Annotated in this window: 21 protein-coding genes; 17 read left to right on the forward strand and 4 right to left on the reverse strand. The window is 63.8% G+C overall.

What is annotated here, in order from left to right:
- The 13 genes from rplF to VGD10_RS05655 form a co-directional block, all read left to right on the forward strand.
- Positions 1 to 412: 50S ribosomal protein L6 (rplF, locus tag VGD10_RS05595; protein WP_331039818.1), on the forward strand; the 412-nt coding region annotated here is incomplete at its 5' end.
- A 3-nt stretch (positions 413 to 415) separates the two neighbouring features.
- Positions 416 to 769 (forward strand): 50S ribosomal protein L18, encoded by a 354-nt coding sequence (gene rplR / locus VGD10_RS05600; RefSeq protein ID WP_331039819.1) that lies wholly within the window; start codon positions 416 to 418, stop codon positions 767 to 769.
- Positions 770 to 772: 3 nt separating this feature from the next.
- Positions 773 to 1540: a 30S ribosomal protein S5 gene (gene rpsE, locus VGD10_RS05605; protein WP_331039820.1), complete on the forward strand. Its 768-nt coding sequence runs from the start codon at positions 773 to 775 to the stop codon at positions 1538 to 1540.
- A gap of 5 nt (positions 1541 to 1545) precedes the next feature.
- Positions 1546 to 1722, forward strand: a complete 177-nt coding sequence (gene rpmD, locus VGD10_RS05610) for a 50S ribosomal protein L30 (protein ID WP_331039821.1) — start codon at positions 1546 to 1548, stop codon at positions 1720 to 1722.
- Positions 1723 to 1796: 74 nt separating this feature from the next.
- Entirely contained in the window at positions 1797 to 2327 is a 531-nt protein-coding gene (gene rplO, locus VGD10_RS05615) for a 50S ribosomal protein L15 (RefSeq protein WP_331039822.1), read from the forward strand.
- Positions 2328 to 2432: 105 nt separating this feature from the next.
- Positions 2433 to 3797, forward strand: coding sequence for a preprotein translocase subunit SecY (gene secY / locus VGD10_RS05620; protein WP_331039823.1), 1365 nt, complete (start codon positions 2433 to 2435; stop codon positions 3795 to 3797).
- A gap of 32 nt (positions 3798 to 3829) precedes the next feature.
- Positions 3830 to 4486 (forward strand): adenylate kinase, encoded by a 657-nt coding sequence (locus VGD10_RS05625; RefSeq protein WP_331039824.1) that lies wholly within the window; start codon positions 3830 to 3832, stop codon positions 4484 to 4486.
- 37 nt (positions 4487 to 4523) lie between these two features.
- Positions 4524 to 5045, forward strand: coding sequence for an SRPBCC family protein (locus VGD10_RS05630; protein WP_331039825.1), 522 nt, complete (start codon positions 4524 to 4526; stop codon positions 5043 to 5045).
- Between the two features lie 21 nt (positions 5046 to 5066).
- The gene (locus VGD10_RS05635; protein ID WP_331039826.1) at positions 5067 to 5285 is read left to right on the forward strand and encodes a hypothetical protein; all 219 of its coding nucleotides are present in this window, start codon (positions 5067 to 5069) and stop codon (positions 5283 to 5285) included.
- Between the two features lie 178 nt (positions 5286 to 5463).
- Positions 5464 to 5832: a 30S ribosomal protein S13 gene (rpsM, locus tag VGD10_RS05640; protein ID WP_331039827.1), complete on the forward strand. Its 369-nt coding sequence runs from the start codon at positions 5464 to 5466 to the stop codon at positions 5830 to 5832.
- A gap of 84 nt (positions 5833 to 5916) precedes the next feature.
- Complete coding sequence (rpsK, locus tag VGD10_RS05645) at positions 5917 to 6306, forward strand: 30S ribosomal protein S11 (RefSeq protein WP_167104510.1); 390 nt, start codon at positions 5917 to 5919, stop codon at positions 6304 to 6306.
- A 94-nt stretch (positions 6307 to 6400) separates the two neighbouring features.
- On the forward strand, positions 6401 to 7462 hold the full coding sequence (locus tag VGD10_RS05650) for a DNA-directed RNA polymerase subunit alpha (RefSeq protein WP_331039828.1): 1062 nt from the start codon (positions 6401 to 6403) through the stop codon (positions 7460 to 7462).
- Positions 7463 to 7657: 195 nt separating this feature from the next.
- Entirely contained in the window at positions 7658 to 8257 is a 600-nt protein-coding gene (locus VGD10_RS05655; RefSeq protein ID WP_331039829.1) for a hypothetical protein, read from the forward strand.
- 54 nt (positions 8258 to 8311) lie between these two features.
- Here VGD10_RS05655 and VGD10_RS05660 read toward each other — a convergent pair whose 3' ends face one another.
- On the reverse strand, positions 8312 to 8725 hold the full coding sequence (locus VGD10_RS05660; RefSeq protein ID WP_331039830.1) for an SEL1-like repeat protein: 414 nt from the start codon (positions 8723 to 8725) through the stop codon (positions 8312 to 8314).
- A gap of 75 nt (positions 8726 to 8800) precedes the next feature.
- Positions 8801 to 9172, reverse strand: a complete 372-nt coding sequence (locus VGD10_RS05665) for a hypothetical protein (RefSeq protein WP_331039831.1) — start codon at positions 9170 to 9172, stop codon at positions 8801 to 8803.
- Positions 9173 to 9635: 463 nt separating this feature from the next.
- Between VGD10_RS05665 and VGD10_RS13350 the strand changes: the two genes are divergently transcribed.
- The 4 genes from VGD10_RS13350 (at position 9636) to VGD10_RS05680 (ending at position 12023) form a co-directional block, all read left to right on the forward strand.
- On the forward strand, positions 9636 to 10235 hold the full coding sequence (locus VGD10_RS13350; protein ID WP_414639505.1) for a Rid family hydrolase: 600 nt from the start codon (positions 9636 to 9638) through the stop codon (positions 10233 to 10235).
- A 243-nt stretch (positions 10236 to 10478) separates the two neighbouring features.
- Positions 10479 to 10751: a LytTR family DNA-binding domain-containing protein gene (locus VGD10_RS05670; RefSeq protein ID WP_331039832.1), complete on the forward strand. Its 273-nt coding sequence runs from the start codon at positions 10479 to 10481 to the stop codon at positions 10749 to 10751.
- Between the two features lie 352 nt (positions 10752 to 11103).
- Entirely contained in the window at positions 11104 to 11715 is a 612-nt protein-coding gene (locus tag VGD10_RS05675; protein ID WP_331039833.1) for a murein L,D-transpeptidase catalytic domain family protein, read from the forward strand.
- Between the two features lie 80 nt (positions 11716 to 11795).
- On the forward strand, positions 11796 to 12023 hold the full coding sequence (locus tag VGD10_RS05680) for a hypothetical protein (protein WP_331039834.1): 228 nt from the start codon (positions 11796 to 11798) through the stop codon (positions 12021 to 12023).
- Here VGD10_RS05680 and VGD10_RS05685 read toward each other — a convergent pair.
- Together VGD10_RS05685 and VGD10_RS05690 are read right to left on the reverse strand one after the other, a co-directional pair.
- Entirely contained in the window at positions 12020 to 13321 is a 1302-nt protein-coding gene (locus VGD10_RS05685; RefSeq protein WP_331039835.1) for an MFS transporter, read from the reverse strand. The two genes, VGD10_RS05680 and VGD10_RS05685, sit on opposite strands and share 4 nt — an antisense overlap.
- Positions 13322 to 13349: 28 nt before the next feature.
- A complete protein-coding gene (locus VGD10_RS05690; RefSeq protein ID WP_331039836.1) occupies positions 13350 to 14924 on the reverse strand; it encodes a leucyl aminopeptidase in 1575 nt (524 codons plus the stop codon).
- Positions 14925 to 14969 lie beyond the last annotated feature (45 nt).

Here is a 14969-nt window from a genome sequence, read left to right on the forward strand (position 1 = left end):
CCGCTACGACATTGGCGAGGACGGCATTTCGGTGCAGCCCGCCAACGAGACGAAGCGCGCCCGTTCCTTCTGGGGCATGCAGCGCACTCTGGTGCAGAACCTCGTGACAGGCGTCACCGAGGGCTTCACCAAGACGCTGGAAATTACCGGCGTAGGCTATCGCGCCGCGGCTCAGGGCAAGAACCTGCGCCTGCAGCTCGGCTACAGCCACGACGTCAACATCCCGGTGCCGGAAGGTCTCGAGGTGAAGACGCCGGATCCGACCACGGTCGAGATTTCGGGCACGGACCGGCAGCGCGTCGGTCAGCTTGCCGCGGAAATCCGCCGCTGGCGCAAGCCGGAGCCTTACAAGGGCAAGGGCATCAAATATCGCGGCGAGTATATCTTCCGCAAAGAAGGCAAGAAGAAGTAAGCCATGGCGAAACTCTCTCTCTTCGATCGGCGCCGTCGGCGCGTCCGCACCTCGCTCCGCAAGGTTGCTGGCGAACGCCCCCGGCTGTCCGTCCATCGTTCGGGCCGTCACATCTACGCCCAGATCATCAACGACGTGGAAGGCCGCACCGTCGCCTCCGCCTCGACGCTCGACAAGGACGTCAAGGGCAAGGCCGGTGCTTCGGTGGAATCCGCGCAGGATGTGGGCCGGCGTATCGCCGAGCGCGCCAAGGCTGCGGGCGTGACCCGCGTTGTGTTCGACCGTGGCGGTTTCCTGTTCCACGGCCGCGTGAAGGCGCTTGCTGACGCCGCGCGCGAAGGCGGATTGGAGTTTTAAGTAATGGCTGACGAAAACAACCAGGGCGCCGAAGTGCAGGACGGTCCGGTCCAGGAAAGCCAGGTGCAGGAAGCTGCTCCGGCTGCTGCCGAAGAAGGCGCTCCCGCTCCCGAAGGCCGCCGCGAACGCGGTGCTCGTGGCGGACGCGGCGGCGGCCGTGACAATCGCGGCGGCGGCAATCGCGGCCGTCGTGACGATCGCCGCGGCGGTCGTGGCCAGGACGAGGAAGGCGGCGAGGAACTCGTCGAGAAGCTCGTTCACATCAACCGCGTCTCAAAGACGGTGAAGGGCGGTAAGCGCTTCGGCTTCGCCGCGCTCGTCGTCGTCGGCGACGGCAAGGGCCGTGCTGGCTTCGGCCACGGCAAGGCCCGCGAAGTGCCGGAGGCGATCTCCAAGGCGACCGCAGCCGCCAAGAAGGCGATGGTCCGCGTGCCGATGCGCGAGGGTCGTACGCTTCACCACGACGGCATGGGCCATTTCGGCGCCGGCCGCGTCTACGTCCGTTCGGCGCCTCCGGGCACCGGCATCATCGCGGGCGGTCCGATGCGGGCCGTGTTCGAAAGCCTTGGCGTTGCCGATGTGGTGACCAAGTCGGTCGGCACCTCCAACCCCTACAACATGATCCGGGCGACCTTCGAGGCGCTTCGCGATCAGTCCAGCCCGAAGGCTGTTGCGCAGCGCCGCGGCAAGAAGATTGCCGACCTGATGGCGCGCCGTGCAGGCACCTCGGGCGCCGACGCCGCGGCGGAAGCCGAGGCGGTCACGGAGTAAAGTAGATGGCCACCATCAAAATCACCCAGACGGGTTCGCCCATCCGCCGTACGCCCGATCAGAAGAAGACCCTGATCGGCCTCGGCCTCAACAAGATGCACAAGACGGTCGAGCTCACCGACACCCCCGAGGTGCGTGGCATGATCCGCAAGGTGCAGCATATGGTGAATGTCGAAGGCTGAGTTCACACTGTTTTGGTGTGACCTTAGTGTGACCTTTCAATAGCGCGACAAAAGCGAAAGCGAGTGCAAAGACAATGAAACTGAACGATCTCCGCGACAATCCCGGTGCCCGCAAGTCACGCGTCCGCGTTGGCCGCGGTATCGGTTCGGGCCTCGGCAAGACCGGCGGCCGCGGCCAGAAGGGCCAGAAGAGCCGCTCCGGCGTCTCCGTATTCGGCTTCGAAGGCGGTCAGATGCCGCTCCACATGCGGATTCCGAAGCGCGGCTTCAACAATCCGTTCGCCAAGGATTATGCCGAGGTGAATTTGGGTCAAATCCAGAAGCTGGTCGATGCCGGCAAGCTCAGCACCGACGGCACGATCGACCACGCGGCTCTCAAGGCCGCCGGCGTCGCCCGGGGCGGCAAGGACGGCGTCCGCCTGCTCGGCAAGGGCCAGTTCTCGGCCAAGCTCAGCTTCCGTGTCGCCGGTGCTTCGGCCGGTGCGCGTCAGGCCGTCGAAGCGGCGGGCGGTTCGGTCGAGGTGATCGAAGTCGTTCCGGCGTCCGAAAAGGCAGCGGCCAAGAAGGGCACGACCCGCGCCGCCGCCAAGAAGGCCAAGGCCTGACTGATTTCCGGTTGAAGGCTGACAAGCCGCAGCCACACACTATATGAGGCGGCGGGGGTTTTGAAATCTTCCGCCGCCTTTGTCCTTTTCGGGATCGAATAACCTATGGCATCGCAAGCCGAACAACTGGCCTCCAACATCAATCTGGCGAACTTCGCCAAGGCCACCGATCTCAAGAAGCGCCTGTGGTTCACGCTCGGCGCCCTCATTCTCTTCCGCCTGCTGAGCTTCATCCCGCTTCCAGGCATCGATCCCCGCGCGCTCGGCACGTTGTTCGACACAACCCGCGGCACCGTCCTCGACTTCTTTAACACCTTCTCGGGCGGCAGCCTTGAGCGCATGAGCCTCATCGCGCTCGGCGTCATGCCCTACATCACCGCCTCGATCGTGGTGCAGCTCGCGACCTCGATGTCGCCGCATCTCGCCGCGCTCAAGAAAGAGGGCGAGACGGGCCGGAAGAAGATCAACCAATATACGCGCTACGGCACCGTCTTCCTCTGCGCACTTCAGGGCTATTTCATCGCCGTCGGCCTCGAGGGCTGGGGCGCCGGCACGACCGGCTCCGCAGTGCTCAATCCCGGCTGGGTCTTCCGCGCCACCGTCGTGGTCAGCCTTATCGGCGGCACCATGTTCCTGATGTGGCTTGGCGAGCAGATTACCAGCCGCGGCATCGGCAACGGCGTCAGCCTCATCATCATGGCGGGCATCGTTGCCCAGCTTCCGACGGCGCTCGCCCAAGTTTTCGAAGGCGGCCGCACCGGCTCACTGTCGCCGATCGCGATCATTGGCGTTCTCCTCCTCGCCGCAGCGCTCATCCTCGGCATCTGCTTCATGGAGCGGGCGCAGCGCCGCGTCCTTATCCAATATCCGAAGCGGCAGACGGCGCGGGGCGCCATGCAGGCTGAAAAGTCGCACCTTCCGCTGAAGATCAACACCGCAGGCGTGATCCCGCCGATCTTCGCTTCCTCGCTCCTCCTGATGCCGCTGACGATTGCGCAGTTTGCCGGCAACCGCACGGAGGGCGAGAGCGCCTGGGGCGATTTCATCATCACGGTAACGACCGCGCTCCAGCACGGCAACCCGCTCTACATGGCGCTCTATGCGTTCGGTATCATCTTCTTCTGCTTCTTCTACACGTCCGTGGTGTTCAATCCGGAAGAGACTGCCGATAACCTCAAGCGCTACGGCGGCTTCATCCCCGGCATCCGCCCCGGTAAGCGGACCGAAGAATATCTCGATTACGTCCTCACCCGCATCACCGTGGTGGGCGCGGCCTACCTCACCATCATCTGCCTGGTGCCAGAGTTCCTGATCGCGCGGGCGGGCATTCCCTTCTACCTCGGCGGCACCAGCCTCCTCATCGTCGTCAATGTGACGATGGACACGGTGACGCAGATCCAGAGCCACCTCATTGCCCATCAATATGGCGACCTCATCAAGAAGGCGAAGCTGAAGGGCAGGGGCCGCTAAGGCCCCGTTGCAGGTCGAGCAGGGGACCGGCGATGAACATCATCCTCTTGGGGCCTCCGGGCGCCGGCAAGGGAACCCAGGCGACTCGCCTCGTTCATGAGCGCGGCCTCGTCCAGGTGTCGACCGGGGACATGCTCCGCGCCGCGGTGAATGCGGGAACCGAAATCGGCCGCATGGCGGACGAGATCATGAAGGCGGGCAAGCTGTTCCCAGATGACCTCATGAGTCAAATCCTCGGCGCGCGGCTCGACGAGCCCGATACCGCGAACGGCGTCATCTTCGATGGCTATCCGCGCACGCAGGCGCAGGCCGAGGCCTTGGACCGCCTGCTGGCTGAGCGGGGTCGCACGCTGGATCATGTGATCGAGCTTGACGTGGACGAGGAGGCTCTGGTCGATCGTATCACCGGCCGCTTCTCCTGCGCCAAGTGCGGCGAGGGCTATCATGACCGCTACAAGCTGCCGAAGGTGCCGACCCTCTGCGACGTCTGCGGCTCGGAGAACCAGTTCAAGCGACGTCCGGACGACAATGCAGAAACCGTCCGCAACCGTCTCGCCGAATATCGCGCCAAGACGGCGCCGATCCTTCCATACTACGAGGCGAAAGGTCTCGTTGCCCGCGTCGACGGCATGGCGCCCATTGCCGAGGTAAACGCGGCGATCGAGCGGATACTCGACGGCAGCCGATAATCCTCTATTCTTCCTCCGGAAATTGCGGAGGAATTCGATGAAGAAGATCGCCCTCGTCGTCGCTGCCGCCCTGTCGCCCGCTTCCGCCGCAGCCGAGGTGAAATCCTCCTCTCTCACCCATTTTGAGGTCGAAAGCAGCGCCACCGTCGCCGCAACGCCCGCCGAAGCCTATGCCATGCTCGGCCGCATCGGCGAGTGGTGGAACAAGGATCATACCTATTCCGGCGATGCCGCCAATCTGAGCCTGGAGCTTCGGGCCGGCGGCTGCTTCTGCGAGCGCCTGCCGAAGGAGAATGGCGTCATCGAGCACCTCCGCGTCGTTTCCGCCCGTCCGGGTCAGCTCCTCCGGCTCCAGGGCGGCCTCGGGCCGCTCCAGGCCGAGGCCGTCGCCGGCACCTTCACCTGGACGCTAAAAGCCGCGCCAGGCGGCACGATCGTCACGCAGAACTATGCCGTCGCGGGCCGGGTGCGTATGGGCATGGAAAAGCTGGCGCCGCTCGTCGATCAGGTCCTCGTGGAGCAACTTTCCGGCCTCCAGAAGCGTCTATCCGGAAAGTAACCATTCCGAGGACTTGCCCCCGTGGCTGACGACGTGACCGTCACCATCTATATGCCGCTCACCGATCAGCCCGGTGAGTATCGCCCCGTAAAGGCGGTTCGGCAGCGGGAGGACATCTACTGCGTAGTGGGCCCGGTCGGCCCGGGTGAGCAGTGGAAATATCCCCCTGGCACCATGGTTCGCCGCAAGTCGCGCATCCTCCCCAACGGTAAGGAGGAAATGGTCGCGATGGAGGCGTGAAAAGCCGCTCCGGCGCTTGACTTCCTCTCCTTCGAGACCTATCTGCCGCTCATCCCGTTCAACCGGTCGTCCGGCGGCGCATCTTTGCGCGCGTCGGCTATGTCTGTTTTACCGGGATATCAAAGCGCTGAGATGGGGCGGTCAGCCAGCCGTCCTGTGGAGCAGGAGAAAAGTTCACATGGCACGTATTGCGGGTGTCAACATCCCGACCAACAAGCGCGTGGAGATCGCGCTTACCTACATCCACGGCATTGGGCGGACCAAGGCCAAGGAGATCACCGCCAAGCTCGGCATCACGCCGGAACGCCGCGTCCAGGACCTTACCGATCAGGAAGTGCTCCAGATCCGCGAGACGATCGACGCCGATTACACGGTCGAGGGCGACCTCCGCCGCGAAGTCGCGATGAACATCAAACGTCTGATGGACCTCGCTTCCTATCGCGGCCTTCGCCACCGCAAGGGCCTTCCGGTCCGCGGCCAGCGCACGCACACCAACGCGCGCACCCGCAAGGGCAAGGCCAAGCCGATCGCCGGCAAGAAGAAGTAAGCGCGGGGCGCTTACTTCTCCGCCGGAGGCAGGCACCAGCCCGCACCGGCGTCCAGCAACGAGATTTAGGTAGGTAGAACAAATATGGCACGCGAACCTCAGCGCATCAGACGGCGCGAGCGCAAGAACATCACCGCCGGCGTCGCGCACGTGAACGCCAGCTTCAACAACACGATGATCACCATCACCGACGCCCAGGGCAACGCAATCGCGTGGAGCTCGGCCGGAATGATGGGCTTCAAGGGCAGCCGGAAATCGACGCCCTACGCAGCGCAGGTCGCCGCGGAAGATGCGGGCAAGAAGGCCGCCGAGCACGGCGTCCGCACGCTCGAGGTCGAAGTGAAGGGTCCGGGTTCGGGCCGCGAGAGCGCGCTCCGCGCCCTCCAGGCGGTCGGCTTCCAGATCACGTCCATCCGCGACGTGACGCCGATCCCGCACAACGGCGTCCGCCCGTCCAAGCGTCGCCGCGTTTAACCCGTTTCGGCCGAAGTGGTACTTCGGCCGAGGGGAAGAAGATTAGAAATTCCGGGAGCGGCCGATCCGCTTCCGAGGAAACATAGGGAAGATCATGGCCGTCAACGCGAAAAACTGGCAGGAAATGAAGAAGCCCAACGCCCTCGAGAAGAAGTCCGCCGGCGACAGCCGCCGCAGGGCCACCTTCGTCGCGGAGCCGCTTGAGCGCGGGTTCGGTCTCACGCTCGGCAACTCGCTGCGCCGCGTGCTTCTTTCTTCGCTCCAGGGCGCGGCCGTCACCTCGATGAAGATCGAGGGCGTGCTGCACGAATTCTCGTCGCTCGCGGGCGTCCGCGAGGACGTGACCGACATCGTCCTTAACGTGAAGCAGATCGCGCTCCGTATGGAAGGCGACGCCGCCAAGCGCCTGCAGCTCAGCGCCACTGGCCCCGGCGAAGTCACCGCCGGCCAGATCGCGACCAGCGGCGACATCGAGGTGATGAACCCCGATCTCGTCATCTGCCACCTCGACGAAGGCGCCACGCTCAATATGGAGCTCACCGCCGAGACGGGTAAGGGCTATGTCCCCGCGGCCAACAATCGCCCCGCGGACGCGCCGATCGGCCTCGTGCCGGTGGACGCGCTCTACAGCCCGGTTCGTCAGGTCAGCTACAAGGTCGAGAATACCCGCGTCGGCCAGGAGCTCGACTATGACAAGCTTACCCTGACGGTCGAGACGGACGGCACGATCACGCCGGACGATGCGCTCGCCTACGCCGCGCGCATCCTTCAGGACCAGCTGCAGCTCTTCGTCCACTTTGACGACAGCATGGTTTCCGTGCCGACCATGGCCGGCATCGCCGCCGCGCCGTCCACCGACACGGAAAGCGACACCAACCAGCTCAATCGCTACCTCCTCAAGAAGGTCGACGAACTGGAGCTTTCGGTGCGCAGCGCCAACTGTCTCAAGAACGACAACATCATCTACATCGGCGACCTCGTCCAGAAGACCGAGGCCGAGATGCTCCGCACGCCGAATTTCGGCCGCAAGAGCCTCAACGAGATCAAGGAAGTGCTGTCCAGCATGGGCCTCCGCCTCGGCATGGACATCCCCGGCTGGCCGCCGGAGAATATCGAAGAAATGGCCAAGAAGCTGGAGCAGGAACTGCTTGGCTAACAGCCACTGCCACCCTGTCCGGGGGACAGGGTGGAGCAATTCCCTTCTCGGCTAAGCCGTTCGTCTCGAAGTGGTACTTCGAGCGGGTTGAAGAACAGGAAGGGCCGCCATTTGGCGGCCCATTTGTCTGCCCTCAACTCCATTACGCAGAGGATCCCTATTGCACTCCTCGCTCCTCTGCGCATGCATGCAAATATGAAGCTTGTGTCCGGCTCCATCTTCGCCGCAATCTTCCTTTTGGCTGCCCCAGCGTCTGCCGACGCATGCATGGCCGGCAGGAGTCCGGAATATGCCGTCACCGAGTTCGCACATATCGTGGCCATATATGAGGTGACCGAAGTCCGGCGCGATGCGGAGGGCGGGGAGGGGAATGGCTGGACGGCAAAAGCCAGGTTGAGCCGCGAAGTGATAGGAAGTGCGCCGAAGACGGTGGAGATCAACTCCCCCTATTGGGGCAGCTGCCATAATGTCATGCCACAACCTGACGCTGGGGAGCCATGGGCCATCTATTGGGCCGGCCCGCCCGAAACGAGCGGAGCGGTTGAATTTCCACTTGGCGTGATGGAGCAGATTGACCCTCGTGTCCGCGGCTTCGGTCTGCCCCAATGGCGCCAGCAGCTCGCTGCTTCCATCACTGGTGGCGGCAGCACGTGGTTCCTTACCCTATTCCTTGGATCGATCCTGCTCGGCCTCCTAACCGGCGCGTTGACGATTGCGCTTTTCCTAAGGCGCCGTCACGGCGGCTTCACAAACAGTACTCGGCCTCAGGGCTCCGGAAGCCACGACGTCCCATAAGTTCGACACGTCCGTTTACTGCCGGCTGCTTTCGTTGAAGCCTTCGGCTCCCGCCTACTTGCGGCGCGCCCGCAGGGCCTCCAGCCGCCGTTTGGCTTCGGGAAGTCCTTTGCCTCCTGCTTGCACGAAGAATTGCGGAGGGGCTGCCGCTCCCTTGCTGCCGGGCGCGAAATAGGAACCGCGGGTGTTCATGGCGGCCAGTCCATAGAGCTGTTCGGCAAGCTTCAGATTGACGGGCACGCCGCGTCCTTCCTCATACCGGATGCCGAGTTCCAATTGGGCATATTTGTCCTGACGATGGACGCGGCGGACGAGATCCTGCAGCTGCGGGTCGGCAGCGCCCGGCTCAAGCGAGATGCCCGGCAGGGAATAGAGTTTCCGCAGCCCCGGCAGCCGATCCGGCGCGCAGGCAGATAATGAGAGCGGCACCAGCATCAGTGTGAGGGAGGCGAGACCGTACTTGCGCAATGTAGGTGCTCCTGTGAACGAGTCGCACACTTATTGCCGAAAAAGGTTTCGTATCTCAAACGAGATTGGCAGGCGTCAGCCTTCGCCAATATTGGGCGTTCCCCGCGCCTCATAGAGGCCGGAGCAGGAGCATTCGACAAAGATGAGGGTATTGTCGCGTGTTCGAACGGTGACGATGTTCGGAAGGTCGCCCTCGGCCCGAACGATCGTCCCGCCTTCGCTGAGAAGCCGCGCCACGCGCCGATTGGCCACGGTGAGGCATGCTTGCTGGTTGGCGTAAGCTTTCGGGAGGCTTCGTGGCTGATGATATTCCACGCCGGAACTCGTGAAGCTGAGGTCGCGGCACGCTCGTTCCGAAAGCGCCGGCGCAGCGCATGCCGACACGAGAAGAAGCATGGCAGGGAAGCCAGACTTTGAATATTTTTTGGCTTCCAAGATGTGAGACATTGGCCGCGCTCCTTAAGTTCAGGACAAAGCGCTGACGTTGGAAGTGTTCCTCTGATGACGCCGTGGGCGGCCATAGCCGGACCCGACCGCCGTCTGGACATGCCACTCACGGGATAACCGGAGATCCGTCCCTTAGTCACCCGGTTCGTCCCTTCCTCCCAGGCCGTTCGTCCCACGCGCCGATCCTCGATAGCTTCTTCGAAACATTCGGGAGATCTTTCATGCTGCTCTTTCGCCTCACCATTTCCGCTGCCGCCTTAGGCTTGGCCGTGCCCGCTTCCACACAGACAGCTACGTCTCAGCCACCAGCGCCCGCGCAATTTCCAGAACCGGTGCTACTCGATCCCCCATTGCGTATCCCGGCTCCGGGCGGTGAGGTCGTGATCGCAACCGAGGGAGAAAAAAGGCAGTATGACGAGATCAAGTTCGCAGCGGCGCGGCGCGCGGGCGACTTCGTCACACGATCGAGAGCTATAAACAGGTTGTCCGCCGCCTTTTTCAAACAGCGGGCAGGCTACTGAAAGCCTCGGGCGCAGACTTCAAGGACGTGGTGATGATGCACAGCTTCCATGTCGCCAGGCCAGCCACCGCGGGTCCAGATGCGAAGCTGGATCAGTTCAGGGCCTTCGTGGCCGTGAAGGACGAATTCATGCCGCCGCCGCACCCAGCTTGGACCGCCGTAGGAGTGTCGGCATTGATCCCGGATTCGGCGCTGACGGAGTCGAGTTCATGGCCTACGCGCCCCAGCGGCGCTAGCTCGCCGCTAAGGGACGCAATTCGAAGCGCCTTGCATCACGAGACGGACGTCGACACATTGATCCCGGTCGATCCCCGACCGGGTATCTGCAGCCATGCTCACGCCGACACTGCCGCTCGCAAACTTCCTCTTCCAGCCGGCAAAAGCCCGGCACGTTGGTGCGGGCGCGATAGCGGTGACTTTGGCGGGAGCAGCTTATTGCGCCGGACTGGTTGCGGTCGGCATGGGCGTTACCGCCTGGCAGTTGGTTACATTGTGGCCCCTTGCAACCGTGCTGCCATGGTACCTTGCCCTCGAAGCCAATAAGCACGTCCTTCGGCTGCGAGCGCGGCCGCTTACAGAGCTTTTGTCGATCATTCTTGTCCTGGCGGCGACGCTGACGGCTTGCGGAGCCGCCGACTGGGGCATTGCGACTGCCTTCGGTTATGATCGGGGGATGCCCCTTGCCGTGCACGTCTTCCGGCATCTGCCGGAGACGATGGTAATTGCCTTCCTGACCGTTACGGCCTCCTTGCCGCGCAGCCGGAAGCGAAGACGGAAGGTGAAAAAATGGACGCGTTGCCGTTCCTGCCCGACCAGATCCAGTTGGTGCGGGGCGCCGGCAATTATGTCGAGCTGGAGGTGCATGACAGAACCATCCCTCATCGCGCAACGCTCAAGCAGGTCAAGCTCTTACTCGCCCCACATGGCTTTGTGAGAGTAAGCCGCTCGATCATGGTTCCGAAAAGGCGGATCGATAAGCTTACGCGGCACGGAGGGCGCCGCGTCGTGCGGCTGTCGGACGGCGCGGAGTATCGGGTGGGGAGCACTTTCTCCGCTTAACTTTAACGATCATCCTCGAGGAGGCGCGGGCGTGACTTTGCGGGTGCGGCTGGTTCATGTGGCGGAGGGGAAGGTAGCGGGGGTGGGGCCGATCGCGGCCTCGTTCGAGAGCCGCTTTCAGAGCCTGACGACGAGCTTACGGGACTCAGCTGGAACGGCACTATGAGGGGGCGGGTGGTCGCCAGACTGCGCCGACGCGATGGTGTGGGCGATCGCGAACTGATGCTGAAGCTCAAGCAGGAAATGCGGATAAGCACCTTATAGCAGATCCTCTAACATACTGAGCAACAAAGTAATTCCTCGTTAACCATATTTGTGTTAGGCGGAAGATTGAGCGGAGGGGCTTCGATACATGCTGACACGCAGGAATGTGATTCAGGGCGCGGCTGCGGCTGCGATTTTGCCGGCGGCGGAGCCGCTGCTTGCGGCCTATCCGGCTATTCCCGCCTATCCCGGGCTCAACCCGCAGCTGCTTGCGCGGGCGCGGTGGGCGCTTCAGCAGAAGCGAGGTCTCCTACTCTATACCGACCGGTTCGCCATCGCGGACTTTTCTCAGCCGTCGGGGGAGGCGCGCTTCCACCTCATCAATGCGCTGAACGGGCAGGTTTCGAGCTTTCACGTATCGCACGGGCGCGGATCGGATCCCGCGCATAGCGGCTTCGTCCACCATTTCTCCGACCAGCCGGGATCGAAGGCGTCCTCGGCCGGCGCCTATGTCACCGGCCATTATTATTACGGCAAATATGGCCGCTCGCTGAGCCTCAAAGGGCTCGACTACAGCAACCGCCATGCGGAGGCGCGGGCGATCGTCATCCATTCCGCGCCCTATGCGGAGCCCGGCATCCTCCGCCAGTACGGCAAGCTGGGGCGGAGCGAAGGCTGCTTCGCCTTTTCCAAGGCGAGCCACCGCGAAGTGATAGACCGGCTGGGGCCGGGGCGGCTTCTCTACTGCGACAAGGTCTGATCGACGGCGGCTGAGGCCGCGCGTCTCCTTAAAAATCGAACGCGCCGGCGCGATCTGTCCCGATATGGGACAGTTCCGCGATGGTTAACGATTTCCTGTTGGAACTGGTAAACAAGTCGTTAATTATTGCCGGCATGAAGAGCCTTTCGCTCCATGCCGGGCGCCGCGCGCGCCAGATCGCTCCGTCGCTGGCCGCGCAAGCGGTGGCGGTGGCGGCCGCGCAGCCGTCGCTGGTCTCGGACGATGTGCGGCTGTTCCTGACGACCCTGTCCGGCGGGCTGGTCTTCTTCGGCACTTATCTCGCTTAAGCCGCGCAAGCCTCTTCGTCGTCGCAGGCGAGGTGGAGCTTCCAGGCGATCCATGCGGCGACCGGACTGGTGACCGCGACCAGCAGCAATGTGCCTTCGACCGACACCCCCACCTGTACGAGCAGGGTCAGCATCAGCGCCGAAAGAACCATCGCGCCGGAATTGACGATATTGTTGGCAGCAACCGTGCGGGCGGTCTCGGACTTCTGCACCGTGGTGGTGAGGAAGGCGTACAGCGGCACGACGAAGACGCCGCCCGCGACGGCGACTCCGAACAGATCGAACATGATCCATTCGGCCTGGCCGATCATTACGAAGGTCTTGAAGTCGAGGAGAGGGCCGTCCGTCACCGGCCAGCCGAGGCAGTTCCAGTAGAGATGGAGGACGAAGAGACCCATCACGATCGCGGCGGCGGGCGAATATTTGGCGAGGACGCGGCCCTTCAGCAGCCGGTTGATGAGGATCGAGCCGACCGCGACGCCGACCGAGAAGATGGCGAGGAAGAGCGTCGCCACCTGCTCGTTGGCATGAAGCACGTTCTTGACTAGCGGCGGAAATTGCGCGGCGAGGATCGCGCCCTGCGCCCAGAAGAAGCTGATCGCGGCGATGGCGAGGAAAAGGCGCGGGATGTGAAGCGTCGCATTCACCAGCCGGATCGAGGCGCGGATGATGTGCCAGTCCATCTTGAGCGGCGGCGCGTCCGCTTCTGGGGGGGCGGGGGGGACGTAGCTTCCGGTGATGCGGCCGATCAGCGCCACGAACAGAACGCCCGCCGCCGCATAGGCTTCATAGCTGCGGCCGAGAAGGCCGCCGGCGATGGTGCCGAGCAGGATGGCGCCGTAAGTGCCCGCTTCGACGAGGCCGGTGCCACCGAGCACTTCGTCCCGCTTCAGATGCTGGGGCAGGATTGCGTATTTGATCGGGCCGAAGAAGCTCGAGTGAACGCCCATCGCGAACAAAGCCGCGAGCAGGAGCGGGATGTTGTGGAGGAGAAGGCCCGCCGCGCCGGCGATCATGATGAAGATCTCGGCCGTCTTCACGAAGCGGATGATCCGCGCCTTGTCCATCGAATCGGCAAGCTGCCCGGCCAGCGCCGAGAAGAGGAAGAAGGGCAGGATGAAGAGGCCGCCGGCGATGGCGTTGAAGGTCGCCTCCTTCGTCTCGTCATTATAGACGGCGTAGGTGACGAGGATCACCATCGCCGACTTGTAGAGATTGTCGTTGAACGCGCCCAGGAACTGGGTGGCGAACAACGGCAGGAAGCGGCGCTTGCCGAGCAGGCTGAGGGAGGGCGTCATTCCCGGCGCTCGTTAGAGCGAGCGCGTTCTATTTACTACCCTGCGCATTCCCCGCAGCTACCGGGCGGAAATTGCGGACGAACCCGTCGAGCAGGCGGACGCCGTAGCCGGTGGCGCCGGAGGAGGGCACGGTCGGGCTCCAGCTCGTCCCCATCTCGTTCCCGGCGATGTCGAGATGCGCCCAGGGCGTGGCTTCGGTGACGAATGAGCCGATGAAGTGCGCACCCAGGCTCGCGCCCGGGCCGCCGCCTTCGACCACATTCTTGATGTCCGCGACGTCCGAGGTCATGTCCTTGGCGTAATTTGCATGGAGCGGCAGGCGCCAGACCAGTTCGCCCGTAGCCTCGCCGGCGGCGAGAAGCTGCGCGGCAAGGGAATCGCTGCGGGAGAAGAGGCCGGCATATTCGTCGCCGAGCGCGGTCACCTTGGCGCCGGTCAGGGTCGCGACGTCGATGATGGCGGCGGGCCTGAAGGTTCGTTCGGCATAAGCAACGGCGTCGGCGAGGACGAGGCGCCCTTCCGCGTCCGTGTTGAGGATCTCGATCGTCTTGCCGTTCATCGCCTTCACGATGTCGCCGGGGCGGGTTGCGCTTCCGCCAGGCATGTTTTCGGCCAGGGCGGCAATGGCGACGACATTGACAGGCGCCTGGGCGCGGGCGAGCGAGAGGGCGGTTCCGACCACGGCCGCGGCGCCCGACATGTCGCCCTTCATCTCCCACATGCCGGAGCCGGGCTTCAGCGAAATGCCGCCGGAATCGAAGGTGATGCCCTTGCCGGCCAGCGCTACCGGCTGGCCACCTGCGCCGCGATAATGGACGATCAGCATCCGGGGCGGCCTCGCCGAGCCTTTGCCGACGCTGAGGATCGAACCCATGCCGAGCCGCTCCATCGCCGGCACGTCGAGCACCTGTATGTCGACGTTGCGGACTCCCCGGAACGCCTCGTGCGTGCGATCGACGAAGGTTTCGGGGTAGATGACGTTGGCAGGTTCGTTGATGAGGTCGCGGACGAAGGAGACTGCGTCCACCATACCCTGTCCCTGGCCGCGGAAGCTCGCCTCCGCCCGCGCCGGATCGGCGGTGACGATCGTGAGCGGATCGTTGCGGCCGGCCGGCTGGATCGCCGCGGGATCGACGAACTTGTACTTGTCGAAAACATACGCCGCGAGGCCGGTGCCGATTGCGAGTTGGGCGGCCGCGTCGGGGCCTGCCGAGGGGAAGGTCTGCGTCAGCACCGCGACCGGGCCGATGTCGCTTTCGGTCTCATTGGAGGCGACGCCGCCGATATCCTGCACCAAGGTCGCATCGAACGGCGTCTCGCCGGTGCCGATCACAAGAATTTTTGACCAGGAGCCGATGCCGCGAAGGGTGAGCGTGCTGGCGCGGCTGAAATCGAAGGCCGCCGAGGTCAGCGCCCGCGCCACGGCGTCGCGGCTTGCCGCATCGAGCATAGACGCGTGGGCGAGATGGTCCGCATTGCGGAGCGGAAGAACGAGAGTGCCGCCCTGCGGAGCCGTGGCGGCGAAGCGGATGGGACGGCCGGCATCGGCGGGCGAGGAAAGGCCGGTAGCGGCAAGCAGGGCGAAAGCGGCAAGAAAGCGCATCTGGGGAAACTCCGGGGAGCAGAAAAGGAACGGCAGCTTCTTGGC

It is taken from the genome of Allosphingosinicella sp. (assembly GCF_036402135.1).
Lineage (GTDB): Bacteria > Pseudomonadota > Alphaproteobacteria > Sphingomonadales > Sphingomonadaceae > Allosphingosinicella.

Bases quoted from the DNA above. Each gene is read 5' to 3' on its own strand.
- rplR (WP_331039819.1), top strand. From the start codon at position 416: ATGGCGAAACTCTCTCTCTTCGATCGGCGCCGTCGGCGCGTCCGCACC.
- rpsE (WP_331039820.1), top strand. From the start codon at position 773: ATGGCTGACGAAAACAACCAGGGCGCCGAAGTGCAGGACGGTCCGGTC.
- rpmD (WP_331039821.1), top strand. From the start codon at position 1,546: ATGGCCACCATCAAAATCACCCAGACGGGTTCGCCCATCCGCCGTACG.
- rplO (WP_331039822.1), top strand. From the start codon at position 1,797: ATGAAACTGAACGATCTCCGCGACAATCCCGGTGCCCGCAAGTCACGC.
- secY (WP_331039823.1), top strand. From the start codon at position 2,433: ATGGCATCGCAAGCCGAACAACTGGCCTCCAACATCAATCTGGCGAAC.
- VGD10_RS05625 (WP_331039824.1), top strand. From the start codon at position 3,830: ATGAACATCATCCTCTTGGGGCCTCCGGGCGCCGGCAAGGGAACCCAG.
- VGD10_RS05630 (WP_331039825.1), top strand. From the start codon at position 4,524: ATGAAGAAGATCGCCCTCGTCGTCGCTGCCGCCCTGTCGCCCGCTTCC.
- rpsM (WP_331039827.1), top strand. From the start codon at position 5,464: ATGGCACGTATTGCGGGTGTCAACATCCCGACCAACAAGCGCGTGGAG.
- rpsK (WP_167104510.1), top strand. From the start codon at position 5,917: ATGGCACGCGAACCTCAGCGCATCAGACGGCGCGAGCGCAAGAACATC.
- VGD10_RS05650 (WP_331039828.1), top strand. From the start codon at position 6,401: ATGGCCGTCAACGCGAAAAACTGGCAGGAAATGAAGAAGCCCAACGCC.
- VGD10_RS05655 (WP_331039829.1), top strand. From the start codon at position 7,658: ATGAAGCTTGTGTCCGGCTCCATCTTCGCCGCAATCTTCCTTTTGGCT.
- VGD10_RS05665 (WP_331039831.1), bottom strand. From the start codon at position 9,172: ATGTCTCACATCTTGGAAGCCAAAAAATATTCAAAGTCTGGCTTCCCT.
- VGD10_RS05670 (WP_331039832.1), top strand. From the start codon at position 10,479: ATGGACGCGTTGCCGTTCCTGCCCGACCAGATCCAGTTGGTGCGGGGC.
- VGD10_RS05675 (WP_331039833.1), top strand. From the start codon at position 11,104: ATGCTGACACGCAGGAATGTGATTCAGGGCGCGGCTGCGGCTGCGATT.
- VGD10_RS05680 (WP_331039834.1), top strand. From the start codon at position 11,796: ATGGTTAACGATTTCCTGTTGGAACTGGTAAACAAGTCGTTAATTATT.
- VGD10_RS05685 (WP_331039835.1), bottom strand. From the start codon at position 13,321: ATGACGCCCTCCCTCAGCCTGCTCGGCAAGCGCCGCTTCCTGCCGTTG.
- VGD10_RS05690 (WP_331039836.1), bottom strand. From the start codon at position 14,924: ATGCGCTTTCTTGCCGCTTTCGCCCTGCTTGCCGCTACCGGCCTTTCC.